Source organism: Tardiphaga sp. P4_G1 (assembly GCF_056401215.1).
This window is the reverse complement of record NZ_JBFUJU010000003.1, coordinates 482,517-508,554: the sequence shown is the minus strand read 5'-3', so window position 1 is coordinate 508,554 and position 26,038 is coordinate 482,517. Positions and strand designations below refer to the sequence as shown.

The 26,038-nt window shown below is 61.5% G+C and carries 25 protein-coding genes; 15 read left to right on the top strand and 10 right to left on the bottom strand.

Features of this window, described 5'->3' with window-relative positions; all coding sequences use genetic code 11:
- Window positions 1–323 precede the first annotated feature (323 nt).
- From AC1DUY_RS10080 to AC1DUY_RS10040, 9 genes are all read left to right on the top strand, one after another.
- Window positions 324–2,351: a sensor histidine kinase gene (locus AC1DUY_RS10080; protein ID WP_244558258.1), complete on the top strand. Its 2,028-nt coding sequence runs from the start codon at window positions 324–326 to the stop codon at window positions 2,349–2,351.
- Window positions 2,321–4,069, top strand: a complete 1,749-nt coding sequence (locus AC1DUY_RS10075; RefSeq protein ID WP_478113922.1) for an ATP-binding response regulator — start codon at window positions 2,321–2,323, stop codon at window positions 4,067–4,069. Before AC1DUY_RS10080 ends, AC1DUY_RS10075 begins: the two co-directional genes overlap by 31 nt.
- Complete coding sequence (locus AC1DUY_RS10070) at window positions 4,066–4,803, top strand: response regulator (protein WP_478113920.1); 738 nt, start codon at window positions 4,066–4,068, stop codon at window positions 4,801–4,803. The genes AC1DUY_RS10075 and AC1DUY_RS10070 overlap by 4 nt, the downstream gene beginning before the upstream one ends.
- A 194-nt stretch (window positions 4,804–4,997) precedes the next feature.
- On the top strand, window positions 4,998–5,609 hold the full coding sequence (locus tag AC1DUY_RS10065) for a sigma-70 family RNA polymerase sigma factor (RefSeq protein WP_093757615.1): 612 nt from the start codon (window positions 4,998–5,000) through the stop codon (window positions 5,607–5,609).
- Window positions 5,610–5,952: 343 nt separating this feature from the next.
- Window positions 5,953–7,362: a cytochrome ubiquinol oxidase subunit I gene (locus tag AC1DUY_RS10060; protein WP_478113918.1), complete on the top strand. Its 1,410-nt coding sequence runs from the start codon at window positions 5,953–5,955 to the stop codon at window positions 7,360–7,362.
- Window positions 7,359–8,360 (top strand): cytochrome d ubiquinol oxidase subunit II, encoded by a 1,002-nt coding sequence (gene cydB / locus AC1DUY_RS10055; protein ID WP_089263497.1) that lies wholly within the window; start codon window positions 7,359–7,361, stop codon window positions 8,358–8,360. Before AC1DUY_RS10060 ends, cydB begins: the two co-directional genes overlap by 4 nt.
- On the top strand, window positions 8,360–8,509 hold the full coding sequence (locus AC1DUY_RS10050; protein WP_175369169.1) for a DUF2474 domain-containing protein: 150 nt from the start codon (window positions 8,360–8,362) through the stop codon (window positions 8,507–8,509). Before cydB ends, AC1DUY_RS10050 begins: the two co-directional genes overlap by 1 nt.
- A 159-nt stretch (window positions 8,510–8,668) precedes the next feature.
- Window positions 8,669–9,271 carry a L,D-transpeptidase gene (locus AC1DUY_RS10045; RefSeq protein WP_089263709.1) on the top strand — a complete coding sequence of 201 codons (603 nt, stop codon included), beginning with the start codon at window positions 8,669–8,671 and terminating at the stop codon, window positions 9,269–9,271.
- An 82-nt stretch (window positions 9,272–9,353) separates the two neighbouring features.
- A complete protein-coding gene (locus AC1DUY_RS10040; protein WP_478114055.1) occupies window positions 9,354–10,394 on the top strand; it encodes an amino acid ABC transporter substrate-binding protein in 1,041 nt (346 codons plus the stop codon).
- A gap of 266 nt (window positions 10,395–10,660) precedes the next feature.
- Here the strand turns inward: AC1DUY_RS10040 and AC1DUY_RS10035 are convergent, their stop codons facing one another.
- Window positions 10,661–11,797 (bottom strand): acyl-CoA dehydrogenase family protein, encoded by a 1,137-nt coding sequence (locus AC1DUY_RS10035; protein ID WP_478113915.1) that lies wholly within the window; start codon window positions 11,795–11,797, stop codon window positions 10,661–10,663.
- Window positions 11,798–11,960: 163 nt separating this feature from the next.
- A complete protein-coding gene (locus AC1DUY_RS10030; protein ID WP_478114053.1) occupies window positions 11,961–13,145 on the bottom strand; it encodes an acyl-CoA dehydrogenase family protein in 1,185 nt (394 codons plus the stop codon).
- A 172-nt stretch (window positions 13,146–13,317) separates the two neighbouring features.
- Here AC1DUY_RS10030 and AC1DUY_RS10025 point away from each other — a divergent pair, with 172 nt between their 5' ends.
- Window positions 13,318–13,863: a carboxymuconolactone decarboxylase family protein gene (locus tag AC1DUY_RS10025; RefSeq protein ID WP_068729735.1), complete on the top strand. Its 546-nt coding sequence runs from the start codon at window positions 13,318–13,320 to the stop codon at window positions 13,861–13,863.
- A gap of 139 nt (window positions 13,864–14,002) precedes the next feature.
- Window positions 14,003–14,500: a VOC family protein gene (locus AC1DUY_RS10020; protein ID WP_478113913.1), complete on the top strand. Its 498-nt coding sequence runs from the start codon at window positions 14,003–14,005 to the stop codon at window positions 14,498–14,500.
- A 119-nt stretch (window positions 14,501–14,619) separates the two neighbouring features.
- Here AC1DUY_RS10020 and AC1DUY_RS10015 read toward each other — a convergent pair whose 3' ends face one another.
- A complete protein-coding gene (locus AC1DUY_RS10015; RefSeq protein WP_478113911.1) occupies window positions 14,620–15,882 on the bottom strand; it encodes an MFS transporter in 1,263 nt (420 codons plus the stop codon).
- A 214-nt stretch (window positions 15,883–16,096) separates the two neighbouring features.
- Here AC1DUY_RS10015 and AC1DUY_RS10010 point away from each other — a divergent pair, with 214 nt between their 5' ends.
- Entirely contained in the window at window positions 16,097–16,651 is a 555-nt protein-coding gene (locus tag AC1DUY_RS10010; protein ID WP_441244018.1) for an ActR/PrrA/RegA family redox response regulator transcription factor, read from the top strand.
- A 14-nt stretch (window positions 16,652–16,665) separates the two neighbouring features.
- On the opposite strand, the gene AC1DUY_RS10005 is transcribed toward AC1DUY_RS10010, so the two are convergent.
- Window positions 16,666–17,160: an MmcB family DNA repair protein gene (locus tag AC1DUY_RS10005; RefSeq protein ID WP_089263490.1), complete on the bottom strand. Its 495-nt coding sequence runs from the start codon at window positions 17,158–17,160 to the stop codon at window positions 16,666–16,668.
- 148 nt (window positions 17,161–17,308) lie between these two features.
- Between AC1DUY_RS10005 and AC1DUY_RS10000 the strand changes: the two genes are divergently transcribed.
- The 3 genes from AC1DUY_RS10000 to AC1DUY_RS09990 all read left to right on the top strand — a co-directional run bounded on the left by AC1DUY_RS10000 (window position 17,309) and on the right by AC1DUY_RS09990 (window position 19,686).
- Window positions 17,309–18,433, top strand: coding sequence for a vWA domain-containing protein (locus AC1DUY_RS10000; RefSeq protein ID WP_478113908.1), 1,125 nt, complete (start codon window positions 17,309–17,311; stop codon window positions 18,431–18,433).
- A gap of 250 nt (window positions 18,434–18,683) precedes the next feature.
- On the top strand, window positions 18,684–19,352 hold the full coding sequence (locus AC1DUY_RS09995; protein ID WP_478113906.1) for an MBL fold metallo-hydrolase: 669 nt from the start codon (window positions 18,684–18,686) through the stop codon (window positions 19,350–19,352).
- Between the two features lie 7 nt (window positions 19,353–19,359).
- Complete coding sequence (locus AC1DUY_RS09990) at window positions 19,360–19,686, top strand: hypothetical protein (RefSeq protein ID WP_120287506.1); 327 nt, start codon at window positions 19,360–19,362, stop codon at window positions 19,684–19,686.
- A 5-nt stretch (window positions 19,687–19,691) separates the two neighbouring features.
- Here AC1DUY_RS09990 and AC1DUY_RS09985 read toward each other — a convergent pair whose 3' ends face one another.
- The 6 genes from AC1DUY_RS09985 to AC1DUY_RS09960 all read right to left on the bottom strand — a co-directional run bounded on the left by AC1DUY_RS09985 (window position 19,692) and on the right by AC1DUY_RS09960 (window position 25,996).
- Complete coding sequence (locus AC1DUY_RS09985; RefSeq protein WP_093757625.1) at window positions 19,692–19,943, bottom strand: hypothetical protein; 252 nt, start codon at window positions 19,941–19,943, stop codon at window positions 19,692–19,694.
- A gap of 64 nt (window positions 19,944–20,007) precedes the next feature.
- Entirely contained in the window at window positions 20,008–20,979 is a 972-nt protein-coding gene (locus tag AC1DUY_RS09980; protein ID WP_478113904.1) for an acyl-CoA desaturase, read from the bottom strand.
- Window positions 20,980–21,145: 166 nt separating this feature from the next.
- Entirely contained in the window at window positions 21,146–21,565 is a 420-nt protein-coding gene (locus tag AC1DUY_RS09975; protein ID WP_068730422.1) for a DUF1236 domain-containing protein, read from the bottom strand.
- A 193-nt stretch (window positions 21,566–21,758) separates the two neighbouring features.
- Complete coding sequence (locus AC1DUY_RS09970; RefSeq protein ID WP_478113901.1) at window positions 21,759–24,248, bottom strand: PAS domain-containing protein; 2,490 nt, start codon at window positions 24,246–24,248, stop codon at window positions 21,759–21,761.
- A gap of 99 nt (window positions 24,249–24,347) precedes the next feature.
- On the bottom strand, window positions 24,348–25,535 hold the full coding sequence (locus AC1DUY_RS09965) for an extracellular catalytic domain type 1 short-chain-length polyhydroxyalkanoate depolymerase (protein WP_478113899.1): 1,188 nt from the start codon (window positions 25,533–25,535) through the stop codon (window positions 24,348–24,350).
- 212 nt (window positions 25,536–25,747) lie between these two features.
- Window positions 25,748–25,996 (bottom strand): hypothetical protein, encoded by a 249-nt coding sequence (locus AC1DUY_RS09960; protein WP_093757628.1) that lies wholly within the window; start codon window positions 25,994–25,996, stop codon window positions 25,748–25,750.
- Window positions 25,997–26,038 lie beyond the last annotated feature (42 nt).

The following is a 26,038-nucleotide window of genomic DNA, read 5'->3' as shown; positions in this document are numbered from 1 at the left end:
TCCATTATAGTTTTGATCGAAATTGCCCCGCACGGTGACGTTCACCGGACACGATCGGCCGCAGCACTCTGTTGCGACTTCGCGGCGTTCGGTTCAATCGGGACTGCGCCAGTTCAACCAGTTGTTGCAGGTTAATAGCCAGCACCGCCTGTATTTGCTACATTGAACTGTCTCGCAACCTCAACGAAACTCTTTCAGACTAGAAAAAACGAATTGCCGGGTTGCGACGCACGGCTGTCTCACCGATTGAACCTTTCGCAAGGCCGAATGACACACCTGTGGTGACGAGCCCGCACAACGGAGTTTCTGAAGGACAGGACGAGCTGGCGGCGCGAGGCCGGACCGGCCTCGTCGCGGCTGTCCGTGCGATTCCGATCCGCTGGCGCATTTTGTCCATCGCAGCCCTGAACTCGGCGGTCGTCCTCGTCCTGGCGGGATTGATCTGGAGCGGCTCGCGGGTGTTGTCCTCCGCCTGGGACGACGTGCGCCAGGTCCGGCAGTCCGATCAGGTTCTTGCCCTGCTCGAGAGCGAGACCGGCCGGCTGCAGAACCTGATCCATCGTTATATCAATCAGCCCAGCCCCGAACTGTTCGCCGAAATCCTGCTGCTGCGCGAGGCTGTGCTTGGGACACTGAATACCCGTGCCTCGACCGACCCCATGCTGTCAGGCTCGGTCGCCGAGCTGGAGCGCGTCACCGAACGCTTCCTTAGCGGCTTCGGTGAATTGCGGACGCTTCAAACCACCATTGCCAAGACCTACGAAGAACAGGTGCTTGGGCCTGCCAAGGACATGGCGGGACTGTACTCCATCATCGAGGGCGCCACCGGCCAGCGCGACGCGCTGATCTGGCCGGCACTCGGCAAGTCGCGTGAGGCATTCACCGCGATGCTGGTCGCCGCCAACGCCTATTATCTGTCGCTGGCATCCGCCTCGGCCGAAGATGCACGCCGCAACACCGAGACGATCGAGCGTACTATCCCGGTCATGACCGACCTCGCCGACAATGATCTGCAGCGTATTGCGTTGCAGCGGCTCAAGGGACGCTCAGTTGCCCTCCGCCAGGGGCTCGCAAAACTGTCCGAACAACTCTCCAGCCGCACGGACCTGCTGCGCAATTCGATCGATGCCAGCCAGGCCGACACGATTGCTGCGATCGATGGCCTGTCCGTCAAGATGCGCCAGCGCGAGCAGTCCGCGCAAGCCACTTTCGACCGTACGCTGACGGCGATCTCCCGCAATGTCATGGTCATCGCCACGGGCTTTCTTGGGCTGATCATCACCGCAGGCATCATCATCGCGCTGAGCATCCGCCTGCCGCTGCAGCAGATCATGGCCTCGATGCGCGCAATCACCTCCGGCGACTATGATCGCAAGGTTCAGGGCACCGCTGCCAAGGACGAGGTTGGCGCCATGGCCCGCGCGGTCGAAGTGTTCCGTGAGAACGCCGTCGCCAAGCGCGAAGCCGAGAACGAGCTGCGCGCGTCGAAGGAGAAGGCCGAGAGCGCCTTGCTCGAACTAAATGCCGCACAGCAGAATTTGATCGACGCCGAACGGCTGGCCGCACTTGGCGGTCTGGTCGCCGGCGTGGCCCATGAGGTCAATAATCCGATCGGCATCAGCCTGACGGTGGCATCGAGCTTCGCCCGGCGCTCGGAAATGTTCGAGGCCGAGCTGCGCTCCAATGCCCCGCTGCGGCGCTCGCAGCTCGAGGAATTCGTCAAGACGTCACGCGATGCGGCGCAGCAACTGGTCGCCAACCTGCATCGCGCCGGCGAGCTTATTCAGTCCTTCAAACAGGTCGCCGTCGATCGGTCCCACGCTGAACGACGGCAATTCAGCCTCTCCGAGGCCACCGATCAGATCATCGCCAGTCTGCGCCCCGTCCTTAAGAAGGCTCCGATCACACTGACGGTCGACGTGCCGGACGGGCTGATGATCGATGGCTATCCCGGGTCCTACGGCCAGATCCTGACCAATCTGTTCCTGAATGCGGCCAATCACGCATTCCCGGATGGCAAGCCCGGCGCCATTGCCATCACCGCCAAGCCGCGCGGCACCGACGATATCGAGATCAGCTTCTCCGACAACGGCGCGGGCATGAGCCCGGACGTCCAGCGACAGGCTTTCGACCCGTTTTTCACTACGCGCCGCAACGAAGGCGGCACCGGCCTTGGCCTCCACATCGTGTACAATCTGGTGACCCAGCAGCTGGGTGGCCGGATGATGCTGGAGTCAAGACTGGGACAAGGCACGACATTTCGCATTATCATGCCGCGGGCCGCCACTGGCGCCGCCGGATCATTTGACGGGACTACGCAATGGCCGACCAGGACGATGTCCTCTACCTGATTGAAGACTCCGGTGATGTCCCGGAAGAATCCAATAACCGAAAATGGAAGATCGCAGTCATCGACGATGACCAGGCCGTGCATGAGGGCACGCGCTTCGCGCTGAGCGATTACACCCTGAACGGCCAGTCACTGGAAATCCTGTCGGCCTATTCCGCCGCGGAAGGCCAGGCCCTGATGCGCGAGCACACGGATATCGCAGCCGTGCTGCTCGACGTCATCATGGAGACGGATGCGGCCGGCCTCGAGCTGGTCGAGTTCATCCGCAACGAGCTGCACAACGAAACCGTTCGTATCATCCTGCGCACCGGCCAGCCCGGTCAGGCGCCGGAGCGCCGGGTCATCGTCGACTACGACATCAACGATTACAAGGCGAAGACCGAACTGACCGCCGACAAGCTGTTCACCTCGCTGACGGCCGCGCTGCGCAGCTATCAGCAACTCGAACGCATGGTGCAGACACGGCGCGGCCTCGAAATCATCATCGACGCCGCCTCGACGCTCTATGATTTCAAGTCGATGCAGCGGCTTGCCGAAGGCGTGCTGACGCAGATCGCCTCGCTGCTGAATGTGGATTGCGCCGGCATTCTGGTGCTGCGCGATGGCGGCGTTGTCGGCGACGACTATGCCGTCCTCGCCGGATCAGGCTGTTACAGCCGCTTCATGGGTACCGCCACCGCGCAGTCGCTCGATCCGGACCTGCGCCAGATGGTCGAAGATGCCTTCAAACGCCGCAAGCATGACTTCGCCGACCATCGGACGGCGCTCTATATTCGCACCGGCAGCGGCCGTGAGGTTGTCGTGCTGCTGCAGGCGGAGCGGCAATTGTCGGAGACAGACCGTTCTCTGGTTGAGATCTTCGGCAGCCGGCTGTCGATCGCCTTCGACAACGTGATCCTCTATCAGCAACTGCACGAGGCCAATACGCAGTTGGAAGACCGCGTGGCGCAGCGTACCCGCGCCCTGATGCAGGCCAATCGCCGGCTTTCCGCGCAGTGGCTGCGGCTGCAGCGCGCCAACGGCTTCAAGAACGAGATTCTGGGTACCGTCGCCCATGACCTGAAGAATCCACTCGGCGTGATCCTCGGCCGCACCGAGATGCTGACCGAGCTGATATCCGCGGGATCGCCGAAGGAAAACATCTCCGCGCAGGTCGATCACATTCGGGACGCCACCAAGCGACTGACCTCGATGGTCGATCACCTGATCTCCGACGCCATGGCGGACGCCTTCGATATCACCATCCGCCGCGAGCCGGTCGATCTGGCGACGCTGGTCCGGGACGTCGCGGAAGCAAACCGGCCGTCTGCGGTGAACAAGCAGCAGGATCTCTCCGTCTCCGCGCCGGCTCACCACGATCTCACCATGTGCGACGCCGACCGGATGCGCGAAGCCATCGACAATCTCGTCAGCAACGCCATCAAATACAGCCCGATCGGCGGCAAGATCGCGCTGCTCATCACAGGCGATGCCGATTATGTCCGCATCAGCATCAGCGACGAAGGTCCCGGCCTGTCGCCGGAGGATCTCGACCGCCTGTTTGGTCGTTTCCAGCGGCTTTCAGCCAAGCCGACCGGTGGTGAAAGTTCAACCGGCCTCGGCCTGTCGATCGTCAAACGCATCATCGACATGCATGGCGGCGAGGTGAATGCACATAGCCCTGGCCAGGGCGCCACCTTCACCATCCTGCTGCCAGCCACCAGTGAGGGCCTGTCATGAGCCAGAGCCCGCATATCGTCATCGTCGACGACGAAGCGCCCGCCCGCGAGATGGTGGGCGACTATCTCAAGATGCACGGCTTTGCCGTGACCCTGTGCGACGGCGGCAAGAGCCTGCGCAGCGAGATCGAGACCAAGGTGCCGGATCTCGTGGTGCTCGACCTCAACATGCCCGAGGAAGACGGGCTCTCGATCATCCGTGACCTCAAGAGCCGTATCAATGTGCCGGTGATCATGCTCACCGCCACCGCGAGCCCGATCGACCGTGTCGTCGGCCTCGAACTCGGCGCCGACGATTACATCGCCAAACCCTGCGAACTCCGCGAATTGATGGCGCGCATCCGCTCGGTCTTGCGCCGAAGCACGCCGGTGAAGGGCGCAGCGTCAGACGCAACGCCTGCCAAGGAGAGCAAGGATCATCTCGTGCGCTTCGGCACGAAATGGCTCGATCTGGAAGCGCAGGCCCTGCGCGATGATGAAGGCAACGAACATCCGCTGACAGCCTCTGAATTTGGCCTGCTCAAGGTATTCGCCGCGAATCCGAAGCGCGTGCTCTCGCGCGAACGGCTGCTCGAACTGGCCAATGCCCGCGATGCAGAGGCCTTCGACCGGGCGGTTGACCTGCGGATCATGCGAATCCGCCGCAAGATCGAGCCCGATCCGACGAAACCCGCCGTGATCCGTACAATTCGCGGCGGGGGCTATTTGTTCTCCCCGGTGGGCGACAAGGCCTGAGCACCCCTTTTGGAATCTATCTCATTCAATTTACACGCATTTCACCTCTGAATGTTTCGTCGCAAACCCCGCGACGAAACAATTCTCCGGTTCCATGAAACCATTTTCCGCTTTTGAAGCAGACGCCCTGAAACCGGGGCTCCTTAACAATCCTCCCAACGAAGCCGCAACGCGGTCTCTTACGGGAGTTAGTCATGCAGAACGTCATCGCCCTCAATGCCGCCGGTCAGCAGGGTATCATTACGGCCCGCGCCACCTCGGACGAGATGCTGCTGGAGAATATCGCCAGCGGCGACCGCACAGCGATGCACACGCTTTATGCCCGGCACAATGTGCGGGTCTATCGCTTCGTTCTCCGCATGCTGCGTGACACGTCGGCGGCGGAAGATCTGGTCAGTCAGGTATTCCTCGACGTGTGGCGGACCGCCAGCCAGTTCGAAGGCCGCTCGCAGGTCTCCACCTGGCTGTTGTCGATCGCACGCTTCAAGGCACTGACCGCGCTGCGCCAGCGTAAATATGAAGACATCGACCAGGACGATGTCATGGAAATCGCCGACCAGGCCGATACACCTGAGGCGTCGCTTGATCGCAGCCGCACCAGCGCCATTCTGCGCGCCTGTGTAGCCAAGCTGTCGCCGGCGCATCGCGAGATCGTCAACCTCGTCTACTATCATGAGAAGTCAGTGGAAGAGGTCGCCGGCCTGATCGGTATCCCCGCGTCGACGGTGAAGACCCGGATGTTCTACGCCCGCAAGCAGCTCGCCGATCTCCTGAAGACCGCCGGCATCGACAGTATCGCAGCGTAATCTGCCGCGTTCCTTTTGCTCCAACGTTCCAGACGTCAGTTCGCGTAAACCTCCCCACCTCCAGCGACCCGGACGGGATGCCCCCTTCCGGGTCGTATTCTGTTTGGAGCTACGGCTTTGTCATCGTCGGCGGACGCACGAACTTCCGCATCGACCTGCGCAATACATCTGACAAAATTGGACAAATTGTCTACGAGTCCAACGGCGACGCCAATGTGGGCAGATGGACAGCCTTTTCAAGACGTTGCCGAATCCGGGCGGCCAACTAACAAAGACCTCGCGCAGTTTCGCCCGCGCGCTCTGCATGATAGAACACGTCCAGACTACACATGGACGGATGCAGATGTTCGAAGGCTTTGACCCTGTCATACTAGCCCGAGCGCAATTTGCGTTCACGATGTCATTTCACATCATCTTTCCCGCGTTCTCGATCGGGCTAGCGAGCTATCTCGCCGTGCTCGAAGCGCTCTGGTTGTGGACCGGGCGCGACGTCTTCCTCAACCTGTTCAATTACTGGCTCAAGATCTTCGCCGTGGCCTTCGGTATGGGCGTGGTCTCGGGCATCGTGATGTCCTACCAGTTCGGCACCAACTGGTCGGCCTTCTCCGACAAGGCAGGACCGATCATCGGCCCGCTGATGGCCTATGAAGTCCTCACCGCCTTCTTTCTCGAAGCAGGTTTTCTCGGCGTCATGCTGTTCGGACTCAAGCGCGTCGGTCCAAGGCTGCATTTCTTCGCTACGCTGATGGTCGCGATCGGCACGTTGTTTTCGGCGTTCTGGATTCTCTCGGCGAATTCCTGGATGCAGACGCCGGCCGGCTACAGCATCAATGCTGCCGGCCAGTTCGTTGCGGCCGACTGGTGGAAGGTGATTTTCAATCCGTCTTTCCCGTATCGTCTCGTGCATATGGTTCTGGCGGCCTATCTCACCACGGCTTTCGTGGTGGGCGCGGTCGGTGCCTGGCATCTGCTCAAGGATACGCGCCTGCCCGGCCCGCGCGTGATGTTCTCCATGGCGATGTGGATGGCGACACTGGTCGCCCCGCTGCAGATTCTTGCCGGCGATCAGCACGGCCTCAACACGCTGGAGCATCAGCCGACCAAGATCATGGCCATGGAAGGCCATTTCGAGAGCCATCCCCATGGCGCGCCGTTGATCCTGTTCGGCATCCCGAGCCAGGCCGAAGGCAGAGTAAACTATGCCATCGAGGTGCCCAAGTTGGGATCGCTGATCCTGAAGCATGATCTCAATGCGCCGATGGCCGGCCTCGACACCGTCCCGCGCGAGAACTGGCCGCCGGTGCCGGTGACCTTCTGGTCGTTCCGCATCATGGTCGGCATCGGCTTTCTGATGCTGGGGCTGGGACTGCTGAGCCTCTTCATGCGCTTCCGCGGCAAGTTCTATGAGTCGCGGTTGCTTCACAGCTTTGCGCTGGCGATGGGACCGGCCGGATTCATCGCCGTGCTGGCCGGCTGGGTCACCACCGAAACCGGGCGGCAACCCTTCACGGTGTTCGGCCTGCTGCGCACCAGCGACTCGGTCTCGCCGCTGGCGGCGCCAGCCGTTGCGTCGTCGCTGATCGCCTTCGCCATCGTCTATTTCCTGGTCTTCGCCGCGGGCACGATCTATCTGCTCCGGCTCATGGCCGTGCCGCCCCATCATGATGAGCAAGGCCCGGCCGGCAACGTGCCGAGTCGTGCGGCGGGCATTACCCCGGCTGTGGGTGCAACCGCATCGGGGCACGCGTCATGATCGATATCGCGGTCGTCTGGGCCTTCATCATCGCTTTTGCCGTGTTCGTCTATGTCGTGATGGACGGCTTCGATCTCGGCCTCGGCATGCTGTTTCCGCTGTTCCCGAAGAAGGAAGACCGTGACGTCATGATGAACTCGGTCGCTCCGGTCTGGGACGGCAACGAGACCTGGCTGGTGCTTGGCGGCGGAGGGCTGATGGCGGCGTTTCCGCTGGCCTATGCGGTGCTGATGCCGGCGCTCTATACGCCGATGATTGTGATGCTGCTCGGCCTCGTGTTTCGCGGCGTCGCTTTCGAATTCCGCTGGCGCACCACGCGCGAGCGAAATCTGTGGGACATTGCCTTCGCGGGCGGATCGCTGATGGCCACGCTGGCGCAGGGTGTGGCGCTAGGCGCGATCCTGCAAGGCATCGTCGTCAATGGTCGCCACTATGGCGGCGGCTGGTGGGACTGGTTGACACCGTTCAGCGTCCTGACCGGACTCGCACTGATGGCCGGCTACGGTCTGCTCGGCGCCACCTGGCTCGTGCTGAAGACCGAAGGCGCGTTGCGCGATCAGGCCTATCGGCTGAGCTGGTGGCTGCTGTTCGCCATGCTCGCCGCCATCGGCCTCGTCAGCATCGCGACGCCATTTCTGGATGCTGAATATGCGCGGCGCTGGTTCGCCTGGCCCAACATCATCCTGACGGCGCCAGTGCCGATTGCAGTTGCTGCCATCACAGCGCTCTTGATGCGAAGCCTCGCGGCCAAACAGGATTACCGGCCGTTCTTCCTGTCGCTGGCGCTGTTCGCGCTGTCCTATGCCGGATTGGGCATCAGCATGTGGCCCTATATCGTGCCGCGCAGCATCACCATCTGGCAGGCCGCGTCGCCCGACAACAGCCTGCATTTCATGAGCTACGGCGTAGCCGTGCTGGTTCCCATCATCCTCGGCTACACCGCCTGGGCCTATTACGTGTTTCGTGGCAAGGTTCGCGCCGGCGCGGGCTATCACTGATGACACCTGCGTCGCAGCAAAAGCCCGGCTCTTTGGGCAAGCGCCCGCTGATACAGCGCCTGTTGTGGTTTGTTGCGCTGTGGCTGGGCGGCGTCGCCAGTGTGACCCTCGTCAGCTACGTGCTGCGACTGTGGATCGCACCGAAATAGACGCGGTGACCTTTAATCAAATCGTCACCCGCGGACGGCAAATATGCCGGCGACCCACGATGTCCGCGCGCGGACCGTCGCCATGCCCGCTGATTTCATGGTTCCCGTGATTTGGCTGGGATGATACAGAATATCGACGCGAAACCGGAGATGCCTGCGATGATCAACATCCGCCGCCTGCTTGGCTTTCAACTCGTCGCCGCAGCCAGCCTGATGTTGTCGATCACGCAAGGCCTCGCCCAGCAACCGCGTCCGGATGTCGGCGACGAGCCCGGGCTGATTGCCGACGACTCCGTTCAGCTTGAACCGGAGTTCCAAAAGCAGATGGTGCTGTACCGCACCACCGAGGCGCCGGGCACCATCATCATCGCCACCTCCGAGCGCCATCTCTATGTGGTGCAGGGCAATGGTCGCGCGCTGCGATACGGCATCGGCGTCGGCCGCGACGGCTTCCAGTGGCAGGGCCTCCTGAAAATCTCGCGCAAGGCGGAGTGGCCGGACTGGACGCCGCCGCCGGAAATGATCGCGCGCCAGCCTTACCTTCCTCGCTTCATGGCGGGCGGCCCCGGCAATCCGCTCGGCGCCCGCGCGCTCTATCTCGGCGCCACCGTCTATCGCATCCACGGCACCAACCGGCCCGACACCATCGGCACCGCTGTATCGTCCGGCTGTTTCCGGCTGGTCAATGCGGATGTCGCCGACCTCTATGAGCGGATTCCGGTGGGCACCAAGGTCATCGTGCGGCAGAAGCCTGAAATCTGATCTGCGCCTCGCCGCGCAGCTCTTCGATCCAGTTTTCCTCTGACATATTTTTCTCTGACGACGGGGCGGACTTCGCATGGGGATGAAGCGAACTTTCACGACCGGGCTGGCCATCGGCCTGGTGGTTGCCACTGCAGTGGCTGCGGCTGCGATCACCTATGAGCGCTACGACACCAAGACGCTGAAGCGCACCGTCAAACGCGACGCAGTACTCTGCGGCGTCAATACCGGCCTGCCCGGCTTCTCGTCGCCGGATGCGCAGGGCACCTGGACCGGCTTCGATGTCGACTTCTGCCGCGCCGTTGCCGCTGCGATCTTCAACGATCCAAAGAAGGTGACCTTCGTTCCGCTCGACGCGTCGGATCGCTTCAAGGAGCTGCAGAGCCGCAAGGTCGATATCCTGTCGCGCAATTCCACCTGGAGCATGTCGCGCGAAACCAATTACGATCTCTATTTCCCGGCCGTCTCCTATTATGACGGCCAGGGCTTCATGGTGCCGAAGTCCCGCAAGATCGATTCCGCGCTGGAACTCGATGGCAGCAAGGTCTGCGTCCAGGACGGCACCACGACGGTGCTGAATCTCGCGGACTACTTCCGCAGCAACAACATCAAATATACCGAAGTGAAGTTTCCAAAGCTGGACGAAGTCCTAAAGGCCTATAATTCCGGCCAGTGCGACACCTTCACGGCGGACGCCTCGCAGCTCTATGCGCTGCGCCTGACCATGGGCAAGCCCGACGATCACCTGATCCTGCCTGACGTCATCTCCAAGGAGCCGCTGGCCCCCGTGGTGCGCCAGCGTGACGACGACTGGATGATGATCGTGAAGTGGACGCTCTATGCGATGATCAATGCCGAAGAGCTTGGCATCACCTCGAAGAACATCGACGAAGCGCTGAAGTCCAAGAAGCCCGACGTGATGCGTCTGGTCGGCACCGAAGGCGCTTATGGCGAAGACCTCAGCCTCTCGAAGGACTGGGCCGCCCGCATCATCCGCCATGTCGGCAATTACGGCGAAGTCTATGACCGCAATATCGGCGAAGGCTCGAAGCTGAAGATCCCGCGTGGGTTGAACCAGATCTGGAGCGCCGGCGGCATTCAATACGCCCCGCCGATCAGGTAGTTTTTTCTAACCTCTCCCCGCTCTTTGCGGGGAGAGGTCGACCCGGCAAAGCGAAGCGACGCCGGGTCGGGTGAGGGGCATGGCACAAGGCCAGCGCCAATCTCACAACTTTTGGATCGAAGAACTTCTCTGGAAGGTTGCGCGTCAATCATCGGAGCGATCCGATGAACTGCCGATGAGGCGCGCGTCTGCCATGCCCCTCACCCGCCGCGAAGACGCGGCGACCTCTCCCCGCAAAGCGCGGGGAGAGGTCAAGAGCGCCCGCCTCAATAGTTCTTCAGCCGCGCCAGTTGGTCCGCGTGATAATTGCTGTCCCCCAGCAATTCCTGGCAGACCCGCGCGCGCTTCATGAAGAAGCCGATGTCGAACTGGTCGGTCATGCCCATGCCGCCATGCATCTGCACGCCTTCCTGCACAGCCAACGTCGCCGTGGTGCCGGCCTTGGCCTTGGCGACGGCAATCGCGGCCGGCGCCGTCGATGCGCCGTCGTCGATCAGTTGCAGCGCCTTCAGCACGGCCGCGCGGGTGACTTCGATCTCGGTATAGAGATGCGCGGCGCGATGCTGCAGCGCCTGGAATTCACCGATCAGTTTGCCGAACTGCTTGCGCTCCTTGAGATAGGTCACGGTGCGGCCGAACACTTCGTCTGACAGGCCGACCATTTCGGCGGCGACGGCCCCGCGGCCGATATTTAGCACGCCATCCAGCAATGCCCCGCCCTGATCGACATCGCCGAGCACGCTGTCGGCGGTAACCTCGACATTGTCGAACGTGATCCGCGCTGCATTGTGCGAATCCACCATCGCGGTGCGCTCGAGCGCGATACCCTTGGCCTTCGGATCGACCAGAAACAGCGTGAGGCCGTCGGGCTCACCCGGCGCACCTGCACTGCGCGCTGCGACGATCAGGAGATCGGCGGTGTGGCCATCGACGACAAAGGCCTTCGCGCCATTCAGCTTGAAGCCATTGCCGGAGCGCGCGGCCTTCATCGCCGTTTGCAGCGGGCGATGCTTCGCGCCTTCATCGATGGCCAGCGCCGCCAGCAGCGCGCCACTGGCGATCTTCGGCAGATATTCCGACTTCTGCGCGTCGCTGCCCCGATTCAGCGCCGAGACGCCCAGCACAGCCGTGGAGAAGAATGGCGACGGCATCAGTGTGCGGCCAATCTCCTCCATCACCACGCCGGCCTCGACCGCGCCGAGCCCGCTGCCGCCGAACGCGTCCGGCACCAGCAGTCCGGCAAATCCCATCTCGGAAAACGCGCGCCAATAGTCGCGCGAGAACCCGGTCGCATCCTTGGCATCGCGCAGCTGCCGGAAATGGCTGACAGGCGCCTTGTCACCGATAAAGCCGCGAGCACTGTCGCGCAGCATGGTCTGTTCTTCGTTGAGGAGGAGAGGCATGGGTGTGATCCAATGATGAGGCGGTCTGGCGACCAAATTGATCCTAGCTCAGTCCTCATGGTGAGGAGGCGCGAAGCGCCGTCTCGAACCATGAGATGGAGTGCACCACCATCCTTCGAGACGCGGCCTTCGGCCACTCCTCAGGATGAGGGCAGAGTGAAATTCACGCCCCCGGCAAATCCAGAATGCGTTTGGCAACGATCCCCAGCATCACCTCGCTGGTGCCGCCTTCGATCGAATTCGCCTTGGTACGCAGCCACGCCCGCGGACGTGCGCCTTCATGCGAGCGCTGGCTTTCCCATTCCAGTGCATCGATGCCGCCCGATGACATCAGGATTTCATGGCGGCGCTTGTTGAGTTCGGTGCCGTAATATTTCATCGCCGACGAAAACGCCGGATGCGCCTGACCGGCTTTCGCCAGATCGACGGCGCGCTCGGCCGCACAGGCCAATGCGGCCTCGTCGACTTCGAAACTTGCGATTTGTCCGCGCAGCATCGCATCGTCGAGGCGGCCCTGTTCGTCCGCCCCGATGGAGTCGGCAGCCACCTGGCCAAGCGGTCGGCCGGCGCCGCGCTCGCCCATGCCAGAGATCATCGCACGCTCGTGCTGCAGCAGGTATTTCGCCACGTCCCAGCCGCGATCGACGGTGCCGAGCACATGCGACTTCGGCACGCGGACATTGTCGAAGAAGGTCTCGCAGAACGGCGACTTGCCGGAGATCAAAAGGATCGGCTTGGTGGAGACACCCTTCGACGTCATATCGAACAGGATGAAGCTGATGCCATCATGCTTCTTGCCGGACGCGTCGGTGCGTACCAGACAGAAGATCCAGTCGGCGTAGTTCGCATAAGACGTCCAGATCTTCTGGCCGGTGATGAGATAGTCATCGCCGTCGCTCTCGGCGCGGGTCTGCAACGAGGCCAGATCGGAGCCGGCATTGGGCTCGGAATAGCCCTGGCACCAGCGGATCAGGCCCGCGGCGATCTTCGGCAGATGCTCCTGCTTCTGGGCGTCGGTGCCATATTTCAGCAGCGCCGGCCCGAGCATGGAAATGCCGAACGACACCAGCGGCAGACGGGCGGAGATCGCAGCCATTTCCTGGCGCAGGATCTTCGTCTGTTCGCCGTCGAGGCCGCCGCCGCCATATTCCTTTGGCCAATGCGGCACGGTCCAGCCCCTGTCGCGCATCCGTTCGAACCAGATCCGCTGCGGCTCGGATGAGTACTTCGCATTGCGACCGCCCCAGAACGTATCCTCGTCCGAGCTCATCGGCCTCCGCATCTCCGGCGGGCAATTGGCTTCAAGCCAGGCGCGCGTCTCGCTGCGAAATTGATCGAGATCCGACATCAGCGTTTCCATCCGTTTTGTGCGCGGGATGCCGAGCATCCGCAATATTGTTGGGCGGAGCTTACTCGCCACTTCGTGGAATTCAATGGCCTGCTGCAAAGCCGAAGTAGTCAGGCTCGCCATTCCGGTGTATCGCCAAAGGACAACGAGCAAAAACACACGAGGAAACAACATGCGTCTCAAGTGGCTTTCGCCTGGCGAAATGTCTCCCGACCAGAAGTCCATCTATGACGAGTCGATCGCCAGCAAGCGCGGACGCCCACCGGAGCCGATGATGGCCTGGCTCGCCAGCCCGAACATGGCTCGGCACGCGACCCGCCTCGGCGCGTTTCTGCGCTACGACACCACGCTGACACCCGCGCATGCCGAGCTGGCGATCCTCGTCACCGCGCGGCACTGGACCGCGCATTTCGAATGGTATGCGCACAAGAAGATGGCGCTGGATGGCGGCCTCGACCCCGCCATCATCGAAGACATCAAGAACCGCCGCACACCGAGTTTCAGCGAGAAGAAGGCGCGGGTGATCTATGACGTCGCGAAGTCGCTGCACGAGGCGCAGGGCCTGTCCAAGCCGCTCTATGACGAGGCCACCGAGACCTTGGGTGCACAAGGCCTCGTCGAGATCATTGGGCTGTGCGGCTACTACACCATGGTCTCGATGACGCTGAACACCTACGAGTTCGGCCTGCCGGACGGGCTGGTCTCGGAACTTGCGTAGGCGATGCCCCTATGGGTAAAGCGCCGCGAGACCCATCAATCCAATTCCCGGAAACGATGGGTTTCGCGAAGACGCTCTACCGATCCTTCGATCCCGTGACTAGATCGTCTTGAGCATCACGCAACTCAGGAGCTCCCACATGCCCGACCCAGCCCCGCCAATCCCCGCAGGCACGCGGATCGGGCATGTTCATCTGAAGGTTGCCGATCTGGATCGCGCGCTCGGTTTTTACCGCGATGTGCTCGGCTTCCAGGTCAAGCAGCGCTATGGCGATCAGGCTGTCTTCATCGCCGCCGGCGATTACCATCACCACATCGGCCTGAACACCTGGGAAAGCAAAGGCGGCCAGCCGCCGGCGCCCGGCACCACAGGTCTTTTCCATACCGCGATCCTGTATCCCACCCGCGCCGCATTGGCCGACGCACTGCACCGCCTGCTCTCGGCCGGCATACAGCTTGACGGCGCCAGCGACCACGGCGTCAGCGAGGCGCTGTATCTGCGCGACCCCGACCAGAACGGCGTCGAACTGTATTGGGATCGGCCGGAGGCGGAGTGGCCACGGAATGGCGATGGCGGGATTGCGATGTTTACCAGGCGGCTGGATGTTGAGGAGCTGCTGAAGCAGCGGGACATTTGAGCTCTGTCCTCATCCTTAGGACAGAGTGCAGGGCGGAATTGTAGGATGGGTAGAGCGCAGCGAAACCCATCACGCACATCCGATCAAGCGATGGGTTTCGCGAAGACGCTCTACCCATCCTACAAAGCGGCGCTCTTCCGCCCCCGCACCATGATCAACACGGCCGCGGCCACCTGCAACGCCATGCAGACATAAAACGGCACGGCGTAACTGCCCGAAAGATCGCGCAACCAGCCGACGATGCCCGGACCGAAAGCGTAAGTGACTTGCGTCGCCGCCGTGATCAGGCTAACCAGCACCCCGAACGAGCGTGCGGCAAATTCGCGCTGCACGATCAGCGCCGGCAGCGTGATCAGATTTCCAACCGAAAAGCCGAACAACGCGCAGGCAAAGAACACCAGCGCCTCATTGCGCGAATTGATGATGATCGCAAGCGCCGTCGCCTGGCTGAGAAACGACAGCGCCGATGCCAGTCGCTGATTGAGCCGGTCGATCACTGTCGAGAACAGCACGYGACCAACCACCGCCATCAGCGTCAGCAGCGATACCGCGGCTGCCGCGCGCTCGCGGCCGATCACCGGATCGAGAAACGAGATCAGGTGCACGATGAAGCCGACCTGCGCAAATAATCCGAACGCAAAAGCAATGGTGAGCGTCAGGAACGCCACGTCGCGCATCGCCTCCGCGCGAATGCGTGTCGACGATGGCGCGCTGGCCGAAGCGGCAACACCGTCCGGTGTGGCGGATGCTGCGCGATGCGGCGGATGGCCGACGAAGATGATGATCACCGGGACGAGCAGCACAAGCATCGCGATCGCTGCTGCGATAGTCGCGCCGCCAAAGCCGAAGGCATTGCTCGCCGCGACCAGTAAAGGCACGCCGACGATGCCGCCGAAACTCGCGCCATTCAGCGCAAGGCTGATGGCCATACCGCGCTTCTTGTCGAACCACAGACCGAGCGTGTTGGTGATGGCGCCGAGACTGGTGCCGGCCCACCCGAATGCGAGCAGCACGTTCACTGCATAGAGCTGCCAGGGTGACGTGATCTGTCCGAGCAGGATCGTGGCGAAGGCCATCACCCCGACACCGGCCAGCAAACAGTTGCGCGGCCCGAGCGCGCGCATTGCTTCACTCACGAATGCGACGAGCAACGCGCCGACGAGATAGAAAAACGTGGTCGCCGTCGCGATGGTCGAGGCCGGCCAGCCATGCACGCGCTGAAGTTCCGCGAGATACACGCTCTGGCCATAGAAACCGAGCGCCCAGCCGAATGTCGCGAGCAGGAAACAAACACCGACGATACGCCAGCCGTCGTAACGAGCGGATGTTTCGTCATTTACCTCTACCTCGGGCTTCTTCGGCCCAGTCGGAGTCGCGTCCATTCCGGATCTGCTTTCATTACGTTTCGTCCATCATGCTGCTCTGCGACAACACGCCGCGCTGATGTACCACCGTGATTAGAATTAACCACCCGTTTTACGGGCCAAAACGCTTTTGGATTAACTTCACAATCAAGCCATTCAAATCTTCACACCCTTGGCAGCTGCATTCGGCAGCGCCATATGGTATCGTATTGGATATGGAGGATTTTGAACCGTGAATGCGCTCGCCGAAGTGACTGAACAGACCGACCGTTCGCTCCTGATCGTGGAGGACGACAAGCCGTTTCTGGAGCGTCTTTCGCGTGCGATGGAAACGCGCGGCTTCACGGTCACGTCCTGCGACTCCGTTTCCGAAGGTCTCGCCCAGATCGGTAAATCGGCGCCCGCTTTTGCAGTGGTCGATCTTCGCCTCGGTGACGGCAACGGCCTCGATGTCGTGTCCGCGCTGAAGCAACAGCGTCCCGATGCGCGCGCCATCGTGCTCACCGGCTATGGCAACATCGCCACCGCCGTGACGGCGGTGAAGATGGGTGCTGTCGACTATCTGTCGAAGCCGGCCGATGCCGACGACGTCGTTGCAGCGCTGCTTGCGATCGACAATGACAAGTCCGAACTGCCGAACAACCCGATGTCGGCCGACCGCGTGCGCTGGGAACACATCCAGCGCATCTATGAGATGTGCAATCGCAACGTCTCGGAGACCGCTCGTCGTCTGAACATGCATCGCCGTACGCTGCAGCGCATTCTCGCCAAGCGCGCGCCGCGCTGAGCCTTCTTTAAAAGCTAGATTTCGTTCGGCCAGGCTGCATGACCTTGAGGGTCGTGCAGCCTGTTCAGTCTGTGCGCCGCGGTCATCGCGAAGCGCAGCATCATGCCCTTGCGCGTCGGCGCCGGCAGCCGGTGCTCCGGTGCATCGCAATGAACATGCGCGCCATAGGCATCCGCCACGATCAGGCCGGTGTCGGCGGGAAAAATCTCGCACGGCAGATCCTGCGTGAAGGCGAAGAACAGCCGGTCGCAATGCGCGCGATACTCGGGCCATTTCTGATCAGCCCGCAAATCCTCGATCGATGACTTGATCTCGACAATCCAGACATCGCCGCGTTCGTTCAGCGCAACCAGATCCGCACGCCGTCCGGATGGCAGCGGCAATTCGCTGACGCATGAGAATCCCAGCGACCGCAGCAACCTTGTGGTTCCGCGCGCAATCGCCAGCGCCGTCTCCGACTGGCGACGATCGAAAATCAGCGCGGGCGTGTGAACGGCGTTCGATTCCATGGCGACAAACTTAGCCGATTTCGGCGGGGCCGCCCATCACGTCTCCCGCCACTCTGCCGCACGCATGTCGCAAGCCGGACGCATGTTTTCCGCAAGCGACGACGTGCGCCGAAAATCATCGCTGCAGCCCGGATTACGGAGATATCCCATGAGCTTAGCCCATCTCGGTCGCGTCGTCCTGCTCGCGGCTGTCGCAACTTTGCCACAAGCGATTTTCGCGGGTTCCGCACAGGCCAAGCCGACCGTCGAAGTCGCCTTCGTGCTCGACACAACCGGTTCCATGAGCGGGCTGATCGAAGGCGCCAAACGTAAGATCTGGTCGATCGCAACCACGATCCTCGACAGCAATCCCGACGCCGACATCCGCATGGGTCTCGTCGCCTATCGCGACATCGGCGACGACTACGTGACCAAGACCTTCGACCTCACCACCGACATCCAGGACCTCTATGGCAACCTGCTGCAGGTCCGGGCGCAGGGTGGCGGCGACTGGCCGGAAAGCGTCAACGAGGCGCTCGATGTCGCCGTCAACAAGCTGCAATGGACCAAGGGCAACGATGTCAGGCGTATCGTCTTCCTGGTCGGCGACGCGCCGCCGCATATGGATTATCAGCAGGACACGAAATACACGACCACGCTCGAAGTCGCGAAGCAGAAGGACATCATCGTCAACGCTGTTCTGGCAGGCGCTGCCCGCGATACGGAGAAGGTCTGGCGCGACGTTGCCCAGCGCGGCGACGGCCGTTTCATCGCAATCCCGCAGGATGGCGGCCAGGTCGTCATCATCGAGACACCCTATGACGAAGAGATCATCATCCTGCAGAACGACATCAACAAGACGGTGATCCCCTACGGCCCCCGCGCGCTGCAGAAGCATACCGAGAATAAGACACGACAGCTCTCGGAAGTCGCAGCGGCAGCGCCGGCCTCGGCAACGGATATGGCGAGCTACATCAACAAGCGCGCGAAAGTGTCGTCGGAAGCCGTCACCGGCGGCGGCGATCTCGTCAGCGACGTGTCCGCCGGCAAGCAGAAGCTCGACAGCGTGAAGGAGGATGAATTGCCTGAGGCCATTCGCAAATTGTCGCCGCAGCAGCGCGCCGATGAACTCGGCAAGCAGATGAAGGATCGCAAGGCGCTGAACGACAAGCTGACAGCGCTGGTGGCCAAGCGCGATGCCTACCTCATGACCCAGCGCGACAAGGCGCCGGCCAAGGCATCGTCCTTCGACCGCGAGGTGGAGGCGACGCTGAAGGTGCAGTTGAAGAAGTAGAACGCGGTCGTCCTTCCCCTCCCCTTTCCCCCAGCGCAGCGAAGCTGCGCGCCGCGGGAGAGGGTGCCTGAGCGAAGCGAAGGCGGGAGAGGGCCTTGAGCAAGCGCCCCCTCTCCCGTCTCGAACCGCTCTGCGGTTCGATCCACCCTCTCCCACCCGTCGCGGCTGCGCCGCCCCCGGGGAGAGGGGAAGAAAGAAAGCCGCCCAAATTCCCCCTTTTCTCGCCCGCAAAAATCAGCATTGTGGCGCGATGACAGATGAAACCGAACATAAAGCCCAGGCCGGCGGCACCATCATTCCGGTGACCCTGTTTCAGCAGAACTGCATGTTGCTGTGGGATGAGGCCACGCGGCAGGCCGTGGTGATCGATCCCGGCGGCGACGTACCGCTGATCCTGGACGCCATTGCCAAGGCCAATGTCAAGGTCGAACAGATTTGGCTCACCCATGGCCATATCGACCATGTCGGCGGTGCCGACGAACTGCGCGAAACGCTGAAGGTCGAGATCATCGGCCCGCATGTCGCCGATACGTTCCTGCTCGAACATGTCGAGGACAGCGGCGCAAAATACGGCATGACGGGCACCCGCAACTTCATGCCCGATCGCTGGCTCAATGAAGGCGACACCGTCAGCGTCGGCGGTCTGACCTTCGACGTATTGCACTGCCCCGGTCATTCGCCCGGCAGCGTCGTGTATTACAGCAAGGCGATGAAATTCGCCCATGTCGGCGACGTGCTGTTCGCAGGCTCCATCGGACGGACCGACTTCCCCGGCGGCAGCCATGAGACATTGATTAATTCGATTACGACCAAGCTGATCCCGCTCGGCGACGATGTCGGGTTCATCTGCGGTCATGGCCCCGGCTCCAGCATCGGCCAAGAGCGCATGACCAACCCGTTCCTCACCGGCCAGGCATAATCTCGCAATGAGCGATGACAAGGCCTCCGGGGAGCAAGGAGCGCTTTCCAAGCACATCCTGCCGAGCTCCGGAACGATGATCGGCGTCTGCGCGACGCTGATCGGACTGGTCAAGATCATGGAGCCGCAGATCGGCCCCAGCCGGGTCGATGAATATTCGGCCATCGCCTCGCTGTTCTTTCTCGCCAGCGCGGTCGCGTCCTATACGTCGATGCGGAAGTCGCAAAACCGCCAACTCAGCGAGCGCTGCGAGTCGATTGCCGATCAGTGCTTTCTGGGAGGCCTCGTCGCGATCACGGTAATCATCCTGTTTTTCGCCTACGAAGTCATCTAGCCAGATTAGTCGGCTCGAGCGGGATCGGCCCAGTCTTCGATCTGCGATGCCGCAATGGTGCGCTTGGGTTGATATGGATTGAGTGTGCCGGCTGTAGCGGTCCAGCCTTTGGCCAGGATTTCCCGGGCGAACAGTTTTGCATCGATTTCGGATTTGAAGGTTCTGGTCGTACGCACACCGTTTGTCGCGCGGGTGTCGGACTTCACGGATTTGTCGGGGCCAAACGCCACGTACCAGATATCGGGCTTCGTCATCATAGTGTAGTAACGCGAATTGTGACGAAAAGTTGCATCTCGTGTGGCATGCCGAGCTTGGCAGGCCTTACCTCTTGGTCGTATGCCGCGGCTCGACAATATCCGATACCAGGCCGAGCTTCTCCAGCAGGCGGATCGTCAGATAGGTGGTATCGAACTCCCACCAGCGATGACCGTGGCGCGCCGAGCGCTGATCGGCGTGATGGTTGTTATGCCAGCCCTCGCCATGGGCGAGGTAGCCAATGAACAGATTGTTGCGGCTGTCCTCATCGGTCGCGTAGTTGCGATAGCCCCAGATGTGGGTGACCGAATTGACCGCCCAGGTCTGATGCCAGACGAACACTGTTCGCACGAAGACCGCCCAGATGACGATACTCAGAGCGAACTGCACGGCCTCGGCCCATGACCCGCCCCACAGCAGTTTGCCGGCCAGGCCCGCAAAGAAGAAGACGTTGATCTGGATGAGCAGGATCTTCAGCTGCCAGAAATTACGTTCCAGCGCGACATAGAACGGATCGCGCAGGACGTCCTTGGCATATCGTTCATAGATGCCCAGACGGGACAGGTCCGGGTTCTTCACCAGCAGCCAGCCCATATGGCCCCAGAAGAAGCTGGCAAGCGGGCTGTGGGGATCCGGCTGCTCGTCGGACTTCTCGTGATGACGGCGATGGATGGCAACCCAGCGCGCCGGCGTATCCTCGGCACAGCAGATCGCCACGACAACGAAAGCGTGCTCCAGCCATTTCGGGCACTTGAAACCGCGATGCGTCAGCAACCGGTGATAACCGATATTGATGCCGATGAGGCCGAACAACCGCGCTGCGATGACCGCCACGATCACCGCTGTCCAGTTGAAGAACATCGGCATCAGCGCGAGTAGTGCGAGTGCGTGAAAGGTGGCGATGGTGAGCGTGTTGAGCCAGTCGATGCGATAGGGCCGCACGCCGTCCGGCAAAGCGAGACCTGTCTCGGTACGATCGGCAAGGGGAATGTCCAGTGCGATGGCAGGGGCGATCTGATCGCGATTGCTGGTGGCCATCGTTCTCCGCATCCGGGCGATTGATCGCCACGTGGTGCTCGTGTGATTCCCCGGCACTTCTCTACGCGAGAACATCGGCGCTGACTACAGATACGCCGCAGGCCATAGATGGAACAAAACGGGCCGCCTGACGGCGGCCCGTTCGAAAAGTCATTTATTGATCGGCTTAATCGATCACTTCCACGATGCGATGGGTGCGCGGCTCGACGAGAACCGTGCGACCATTGACCACGGTGTAGCGGTATTCACGGGCGGAATTGTATTCTGCCGGAACCTCGTAATAGGTCACGCCGCTCTCAGGCAGCACGGCACCGACACGAACTTCGTTGCTATAGGTGTAGGATGGGCGACGCTGTTCCACGACATAGCTGCGGAACCGCGGACGATCGTCGACACCGAGCACGCCGGCTACGCCACCGACAACACCACCGATGGTGCCGCCTACGATAGCGCCCACAGGACCAGCTGCGCGCTCGCCATCGCGCGCACCACGCTCAATGCCTCCGGGGACACCCTGAGCCTGAGCGACGGCGGGAAGAGCCATCATGGCGACGATGGCAGCGGTTCCAAGAAGACGGCGGATCATGATGATCTCCAGTTTTGATTGATCGGTATTGCGCCAATACAAGCTCGCGGCCGCACAATGGTTCCGGCGATTGAACTGTTAGAACCTGCGCACCGAGGCTGAAATATCTGGAGAGATATGGAACCGGAGGGCTACGCCTTTTATTCTGACGCTTTCTAGACGCGAACCGGTATCCACTTCGCTTGAAAACGCTTTAGCTCGTGACCATCGCGCGGATGCGGCGCAGGAAATGATCGAGGTCGAACGGCTTGGTGATCATCTCCATCCCAGGCAGCAGAAAGCCTTTCGCCATAACGACGCTTTCGGAATAACCGGTGATGAACAGGATCTTCAAGTCCGGCCGCGCCTCGCGCGCTTGATCGGCAAGCTGACGGCCGTTCATGCCGGGCAACCCGATATCGGTGACCAGCAGATCGATATTCGGTGTCTCGCGCAGGACCCGCAAGCCCGACGGACCATCAACTGCCTCGAGCACGCGATAGCCTTCGTCCTTCAACATATCGACGATGACAGAGCGCACCACCGGCTCATCCTCGACCACCAGCAGGGTTTCGCCTGCGGCCACATGCTGATCGCCCTTCAGCGGGGGCGCATCCTGTGCGGCAGCGTCTCCCTCATGGCGCGGGAGATACAGTTTCACGGTCGTCCCGATATCGAGCCTGCTGTCGATGCTGACATGTCCATTGGATTGACGCGCGAAGCCGTAGATCATCGATAGGCCAAGGCCCGTGCCCTGCCCGATCGGCTTTGTCGTGAAGAACGGATCGAAGGCGCGCGCCACGACCTCCGGGCTCATGCCGGTTCCGCTGTCGCTGACGCTGATGCAGATATAGTCGCCGGGCGTCAGAGCCGGCGCATTGGCATTGATGGCATCGACGCGCACATTCTGTGTCGCGATCTTCAAGTGCCCGCCATCAGGCATCGCGTCGCGCGCGTTGATCGCCAGATTGAGCAACGCGCTCTCCAACTGGTTCGGATCGCACAGCGTGCACCATAGATCAGGCGCCGCCACGATATCGAGATCCAGCGTCTCGCCAATGGTCCGGCGCAACAGATCCTCCAGCGAGACGATCAGCCCATTGGCATCGACACTTTTCGGAATCAGCGGCTGCCGCCGCGCGAAGGCCAGCAATCGGTGCGTCAGCGCAGCCGCACGATTGGCCGAGGTCATCGCAGCGTCGATATAGCGCGCGATATTGTCGGTGCGGCCCTGACCGAGCCGTGTCTGCATCAGGTCGAGCGAGCCGACGATGCCGGTGAGCAGGTTGTTGAAGTCATGCGCGATGCCGCCGGTGAGCTGACCGACAGCCTCCATCTTCTGCGACTGACGCAGCGCTTCTTCAGTGTTTTTAAGGCGCTCGGCGGCAGCCTTCTCGGCAGTGACATCGCGCGCCACGCAATAGATCTGGTTCTGATCCGGCACCGCCGTCCAGGACAGCCAGCGATAGGAGCCATCCTTGTGGCGAAGGCGATTCTCGAAGCGGACCGTCGGCTCGCCGGCAGCAAGCTTGTCGACCTCGGCCATCGTCCTGGCCTGATCCTCGGGATGCTCCAGCCAGCGCGAGGTCTTGTTGAGCAGCTCGGCCTCGCTCCAGCCGAGCGTGCGCGTCCAGGCCGGATTGACGGTGCGCCAGACGCCATCATGGTCGGAGACCATCAGGAGATCCTGCGACACGCTCCAGATTCGGTCGCGCTCACGCGTCTTGTCACGCACGCGCTGTTCCAGCGTCTCATTGAGGTCTGCAAGTTTTGCCGCGAGCTGACGCGCCTCATCCTCGCTCTTGCGCAGCGCCTGCTCTGCCAGCACCTGATCGGTGACGTCGGTATGTGCACCAACCAGCCGCAGCGGCTTTCCCGCGTCGTCGCGCTCGATATAGGATCGCACTGAAATCCAGCGGGTCTGGCCATCGCTCGGGCGAATGATGCGATACTGCACAGTGTAGTCGCGCACGCCGCTTTTCACCGCGTCGCGAAACTTCTGCTCCGTCGCCTCGCGATCCTCAGGGTGGATGCGACGCACCCAATCTTCGTGCGACTCGTTGGCCGCTTCCGGCGGCAAACCATGAACGATCAGATATTCGGGCGATCGACGATTGCGGAAGCCGGTACGCAGATCGACTTCGAGACCGCCGATCTGGCCGATCTGCTGCACGCGCGCGAGCTCTGCTTCTCGCTCGCGCAAGACAATGGTCGCTTCATGATCCCGAGTGACATCGCGGCAAACCACTAGCACACCGCCGACGCCATCATCCAGATCGAGCGGACTGTAGCTGTAGGTCCAATAGCTGTGTTCGAGCTTGCCATTGCGCGTCATGGGGATCAGCTGGTTTTCATGCCAGGTGGCACCGCCGCCACTCATCACCTGCGCGATCTGCGGGCCGATGATGGGCCAGATTTCGTGCCAGAATTCACGGCCGCGCGCGCCCAGCCCTGCGTGATGCTGTTGTGCATCCATGGTCAGCGCATAGGCGTCATTATAGAACTGGATGAGGTCCGGTCCCCACCAGATGAACATCGGGTGGTTGGTATTCAGGACGATCCGGATCGCGGTGCGCAGACTCTGCGGCCAGGTATCCGGTGCTCCGATCGGATGCGATGCCCAATCGTAAGCACGCATCAACGCGCCCATCTCGCCTCCACCGGCGAGAAAGTCGGGCGAATTCGGTCGATGGGCATCCAACATGCGCGGGCAATCGGTACGCAAGACCAGTCTGACGTATCTTGAGAACTTAGCGCCCTGTCAGACCTGGCGCAAATCGGCGCCGATCACGCCTGTTACTTGTCAAGGTGACTTGATGAGACCGGCAGCCGTGAGGGCACGGGTAATGGCACCGTTGATATCGATAGACCGCCGTCCTGCGGGATCGCGGCGCGCGGCACCTCGATCGCCTGACGTGCGCGGCTTTTGCGTCACCAATGAGACAACAGCATCCGCAGGAGCGGCGGGTTCCATGGCTGCAGCTTCGACATTGCGCGGTGCAAGCTGTCGGGTAAGGCCAAAGAACTGCGCGATATGATAGGAGGATGAGATGCCGACTTCGAGCAGGAAGGCACCGGCGGCACCATAGGGCTCGTCCTGTCCGGCAATCGCCAGCGGCGTGCCATGCGCCATGTCGGTGATCGTGTAGGATTCCACGACGGTTTCACCGTCCTTGTTCCACCACACCTCACGCGGATAGCCGTCGACATCCACGGCGGACATCGGTGCGGGCGGCAGGCCGTGAAGGTCGAGCCATTGCTTGACGATCTCGCCGGCATTGGCCGGATTGACGGTGCGATCGGCACTGCCGTGCCAGACGGACACTTTCGGCCACTCACCGGTATGCGGCGATGCCTTGCGCACGAGATTGCCGAGATCGTTCGCGGCACGCGGCGCCGCGCGATACATACCGCTCAGCGCCTCCTGCATGGTGGTGGCGATACCGTAAGGCAGGCCCGCAATGATGGCGCCGGCCGCAAACACGTCAGGATAGGTTGCGAGCATCACCGACGTCATCGCGCCGCCGGCCGACAGACCCGTAACGAAGATACGCTTGCGGTCCACATCGTGGTCGACGGCCATCTGCTCGATCATCTCACGGATCGAAAGCGCTTCGCCGCTATCGCGCGCGATGTCATCGGCATTGAACCAGTTGAAGCAGGTGTTGCCATTGTTGGATGACTTCTGCTCGGGCATCAGCAGCGCGAAACCATAACGCTCGGCGAGAGCAGACCAGCCGGTGCCGTTGTCATAGCCCGCAGCGTTCTGGGTGCATCCGTGCAGCACGACGACCAATGCCGGATTTGCTGCCAGCGTGGCGGGCACGTAACTGAACATACGGAGGTCGCCGGGATTGCTGCCGAAACCCGTTGATTCGCTGATCGGACTCAAACCTGCCGACGCACGGCCGCGCGCCAACCCTTGCAACGTATTGATTCCGGGCGGTTTCGGGAGATTGCGGAGGAAATCGATATTATCGGCAAGAGACACGGCAGCTCCTAGGTCGTCAGGCTTATACAACAGTACCGACGACATATGGTTGCTGCACTGCAAAATAAAACAAATACGGTTTCAATATACCTATCAACGAAACGAGAGGCGCCCCGGACGCTTCCGAAATTACCTATATTGCAAAGGAAGCCCCGCAGGGCCGGCCATAACATGGCTAGGTCATACGGGGCGAGTCGGGGAGAGATGACGAGTTACTGTTTCATCTCGTTCTTCATCATCTTGTCTTTCTTCATGCCGTCCTTGTGCATGGAATCCTTCTTCGCGCTATTTTTCGACATTCCCTGGGTGCCCGTGGCCTTGGTCTCGCCTTCCTTCGCCGTCGTGCCGGTGCCCATCTTGGTCGAATCCTGGCCGGAGGGGCCGGTCGCCTGGGCAAAGGCTGCGAACGGAGTAGCGCCGATGGCCGTGGCGCAGATCGCAACAAGAATGGTTTTCCGCATGGTCAGCTCCTGTTGAGTGAACGGCCTTCAACGCCACGTGGT

Coding starts and splice junctions, on each gene's coding strand:
- AC1DUY_RS10060 (WP_478113918.1), top strand. CDS start 5,953: ATGTTCGAAGGCTTTGACCCTGTCATACTAGCCCGAGCGCAATTTGCG.
- AC1DUY_RS10035 (WP_478113915.1), bottom strand. CDS start 11,797: ATGCCTCTCCTCCTCAACGAAGAACAGACCATGCTGCGCGACAGTGCT.
- AC1DUY_RS10025 (WP_068729735.1), top strand. CDS start 13,318: ATGCGTCTCAAGTGGCTTTCGCCTGGCGAAATGTCTCCCGACCAGAAG.
- AC1DUY_RS09980 (WP_478113904.1), bottom strand. CDS start 20,979: ATGGCCACCAGCAATCGCGATCAGATCGCCCCTGCCATCGCACTGGAC.
- AC1DUY_RS10065 (WP_093757615.1), top strand. CDS start 4,998: ATGCAGAACGTCATCGCCCTCAATGCCGCCGGTCAGCAGGGTATCATT.
- AC1DUY_RS09970 (WP_478113901.1), bottom strand. CDS start 24,248: ATGTTGGATGCCCATCGACCGAATTCGCCCGACTTTCTCGCCGGTGGA.
- AC1DUY_RS10030 (WP_478114053.1), bottom strand. CDS start 13,145: ATGTCGGATCTCGATCAATTTCGCAGCGAGACGCGCGCCTGGCTTGAA.
- AC1DUY_RS09990 (WP_120287506.1), top strand. CDS start 19,360: ATGAGCGATGACAAGGCCTCCGGGGAGCAAGGAGCGCTTTCCAAGCAC.
- AC1DUY_RS10020 (WP_478113913.1), top strand. CDS start 14,003: ATGCCCGACCCAGCCCCGCCAATCCCCGCAGGCACGCGGATCGGGCAT.
- cydB (WP_089263497.1), top strand. CDS start 7,359: ATGATCGATATCGCGGTCGTCTGGGCCTTCATCATCGCTTTTGCCGTG.
- AC1DUY_RS09985 (WP_093757625.1), bottom strand. CDS start 19,943: ATGATGACGAAGCCCGATATCTGGTACGTGGCGTTTGGCCCCGACAAA.
- AC1DUY_RS10045 (WP_089263709.1), top strand. CDS start 8,669: ATGATCAACATCCGCCGCCTGCTTGGCTTTCAACTCGTCGCCGCAGCC.
- AC1DUY_RS10040 (WP_478114055.1), top strand. CDS start 9,354: ATGAAGCGAACTTTCACGACCGGGCTGGCCATCGGCCTGGTGGTTGCC.
- AC1DUY_RS10075 (WP_478113922.1), top strand. CDS start 2,321: ATGGCCGACCAGGACGATGTCCTCTACCTGATTGAAGACTCCGGTGAT.
- AC1DUY_RS09960 (WP_093757628.1), bottom strand. CDS start 25,996: ATGCGGAAAACCATTCTTGTTGCGATCTGCGCCACGGCCATCGGCGCT.
- AC1DUY_RS09995 (WP_478113906.1), top strand. CDS start 18,684: ATGACAGATGAAACCGAACATAAAGCCCAGGCCGGCGGCACCATCATT.
- AC1DUY_RS09975 (WP_068730422.1), bottom strand. CDS start 21,565: ATGATCCGCCGTCTTCTTGGAACCGCTGCCATCGTCGCCATGATGGCT.
- AC1DUY_RS10070 (WP_478113920.1), top strand. CDS start 4,066: ATGAGCCAGAGCCCGCATATCGTCATCGTCGACGACGAAGCGCCCGCC.
- AC1DUY_RS10000 (WP_478113908.1), top strand. CDS start 17,309: ATGAGCTTAGCCCATCTCGGTCGCGTCGTCCTGCTCGCGGCTGTCGCA.
- AC1DUY_RS10005 (WP_089263490.1), bottom strand. CDS start 17,160: ATGGAATCGAACGCCGTTCACACGCCCGCGCTGATTTTCGATCGTCGC.
- AC1DUY_RS10050 (WP_175369169.1), top strand. CDS start 8,360: ATGACACCTGCGTCGCAGCAAAAGCCCGGCTCTTTGGGCAAGCGCCCG.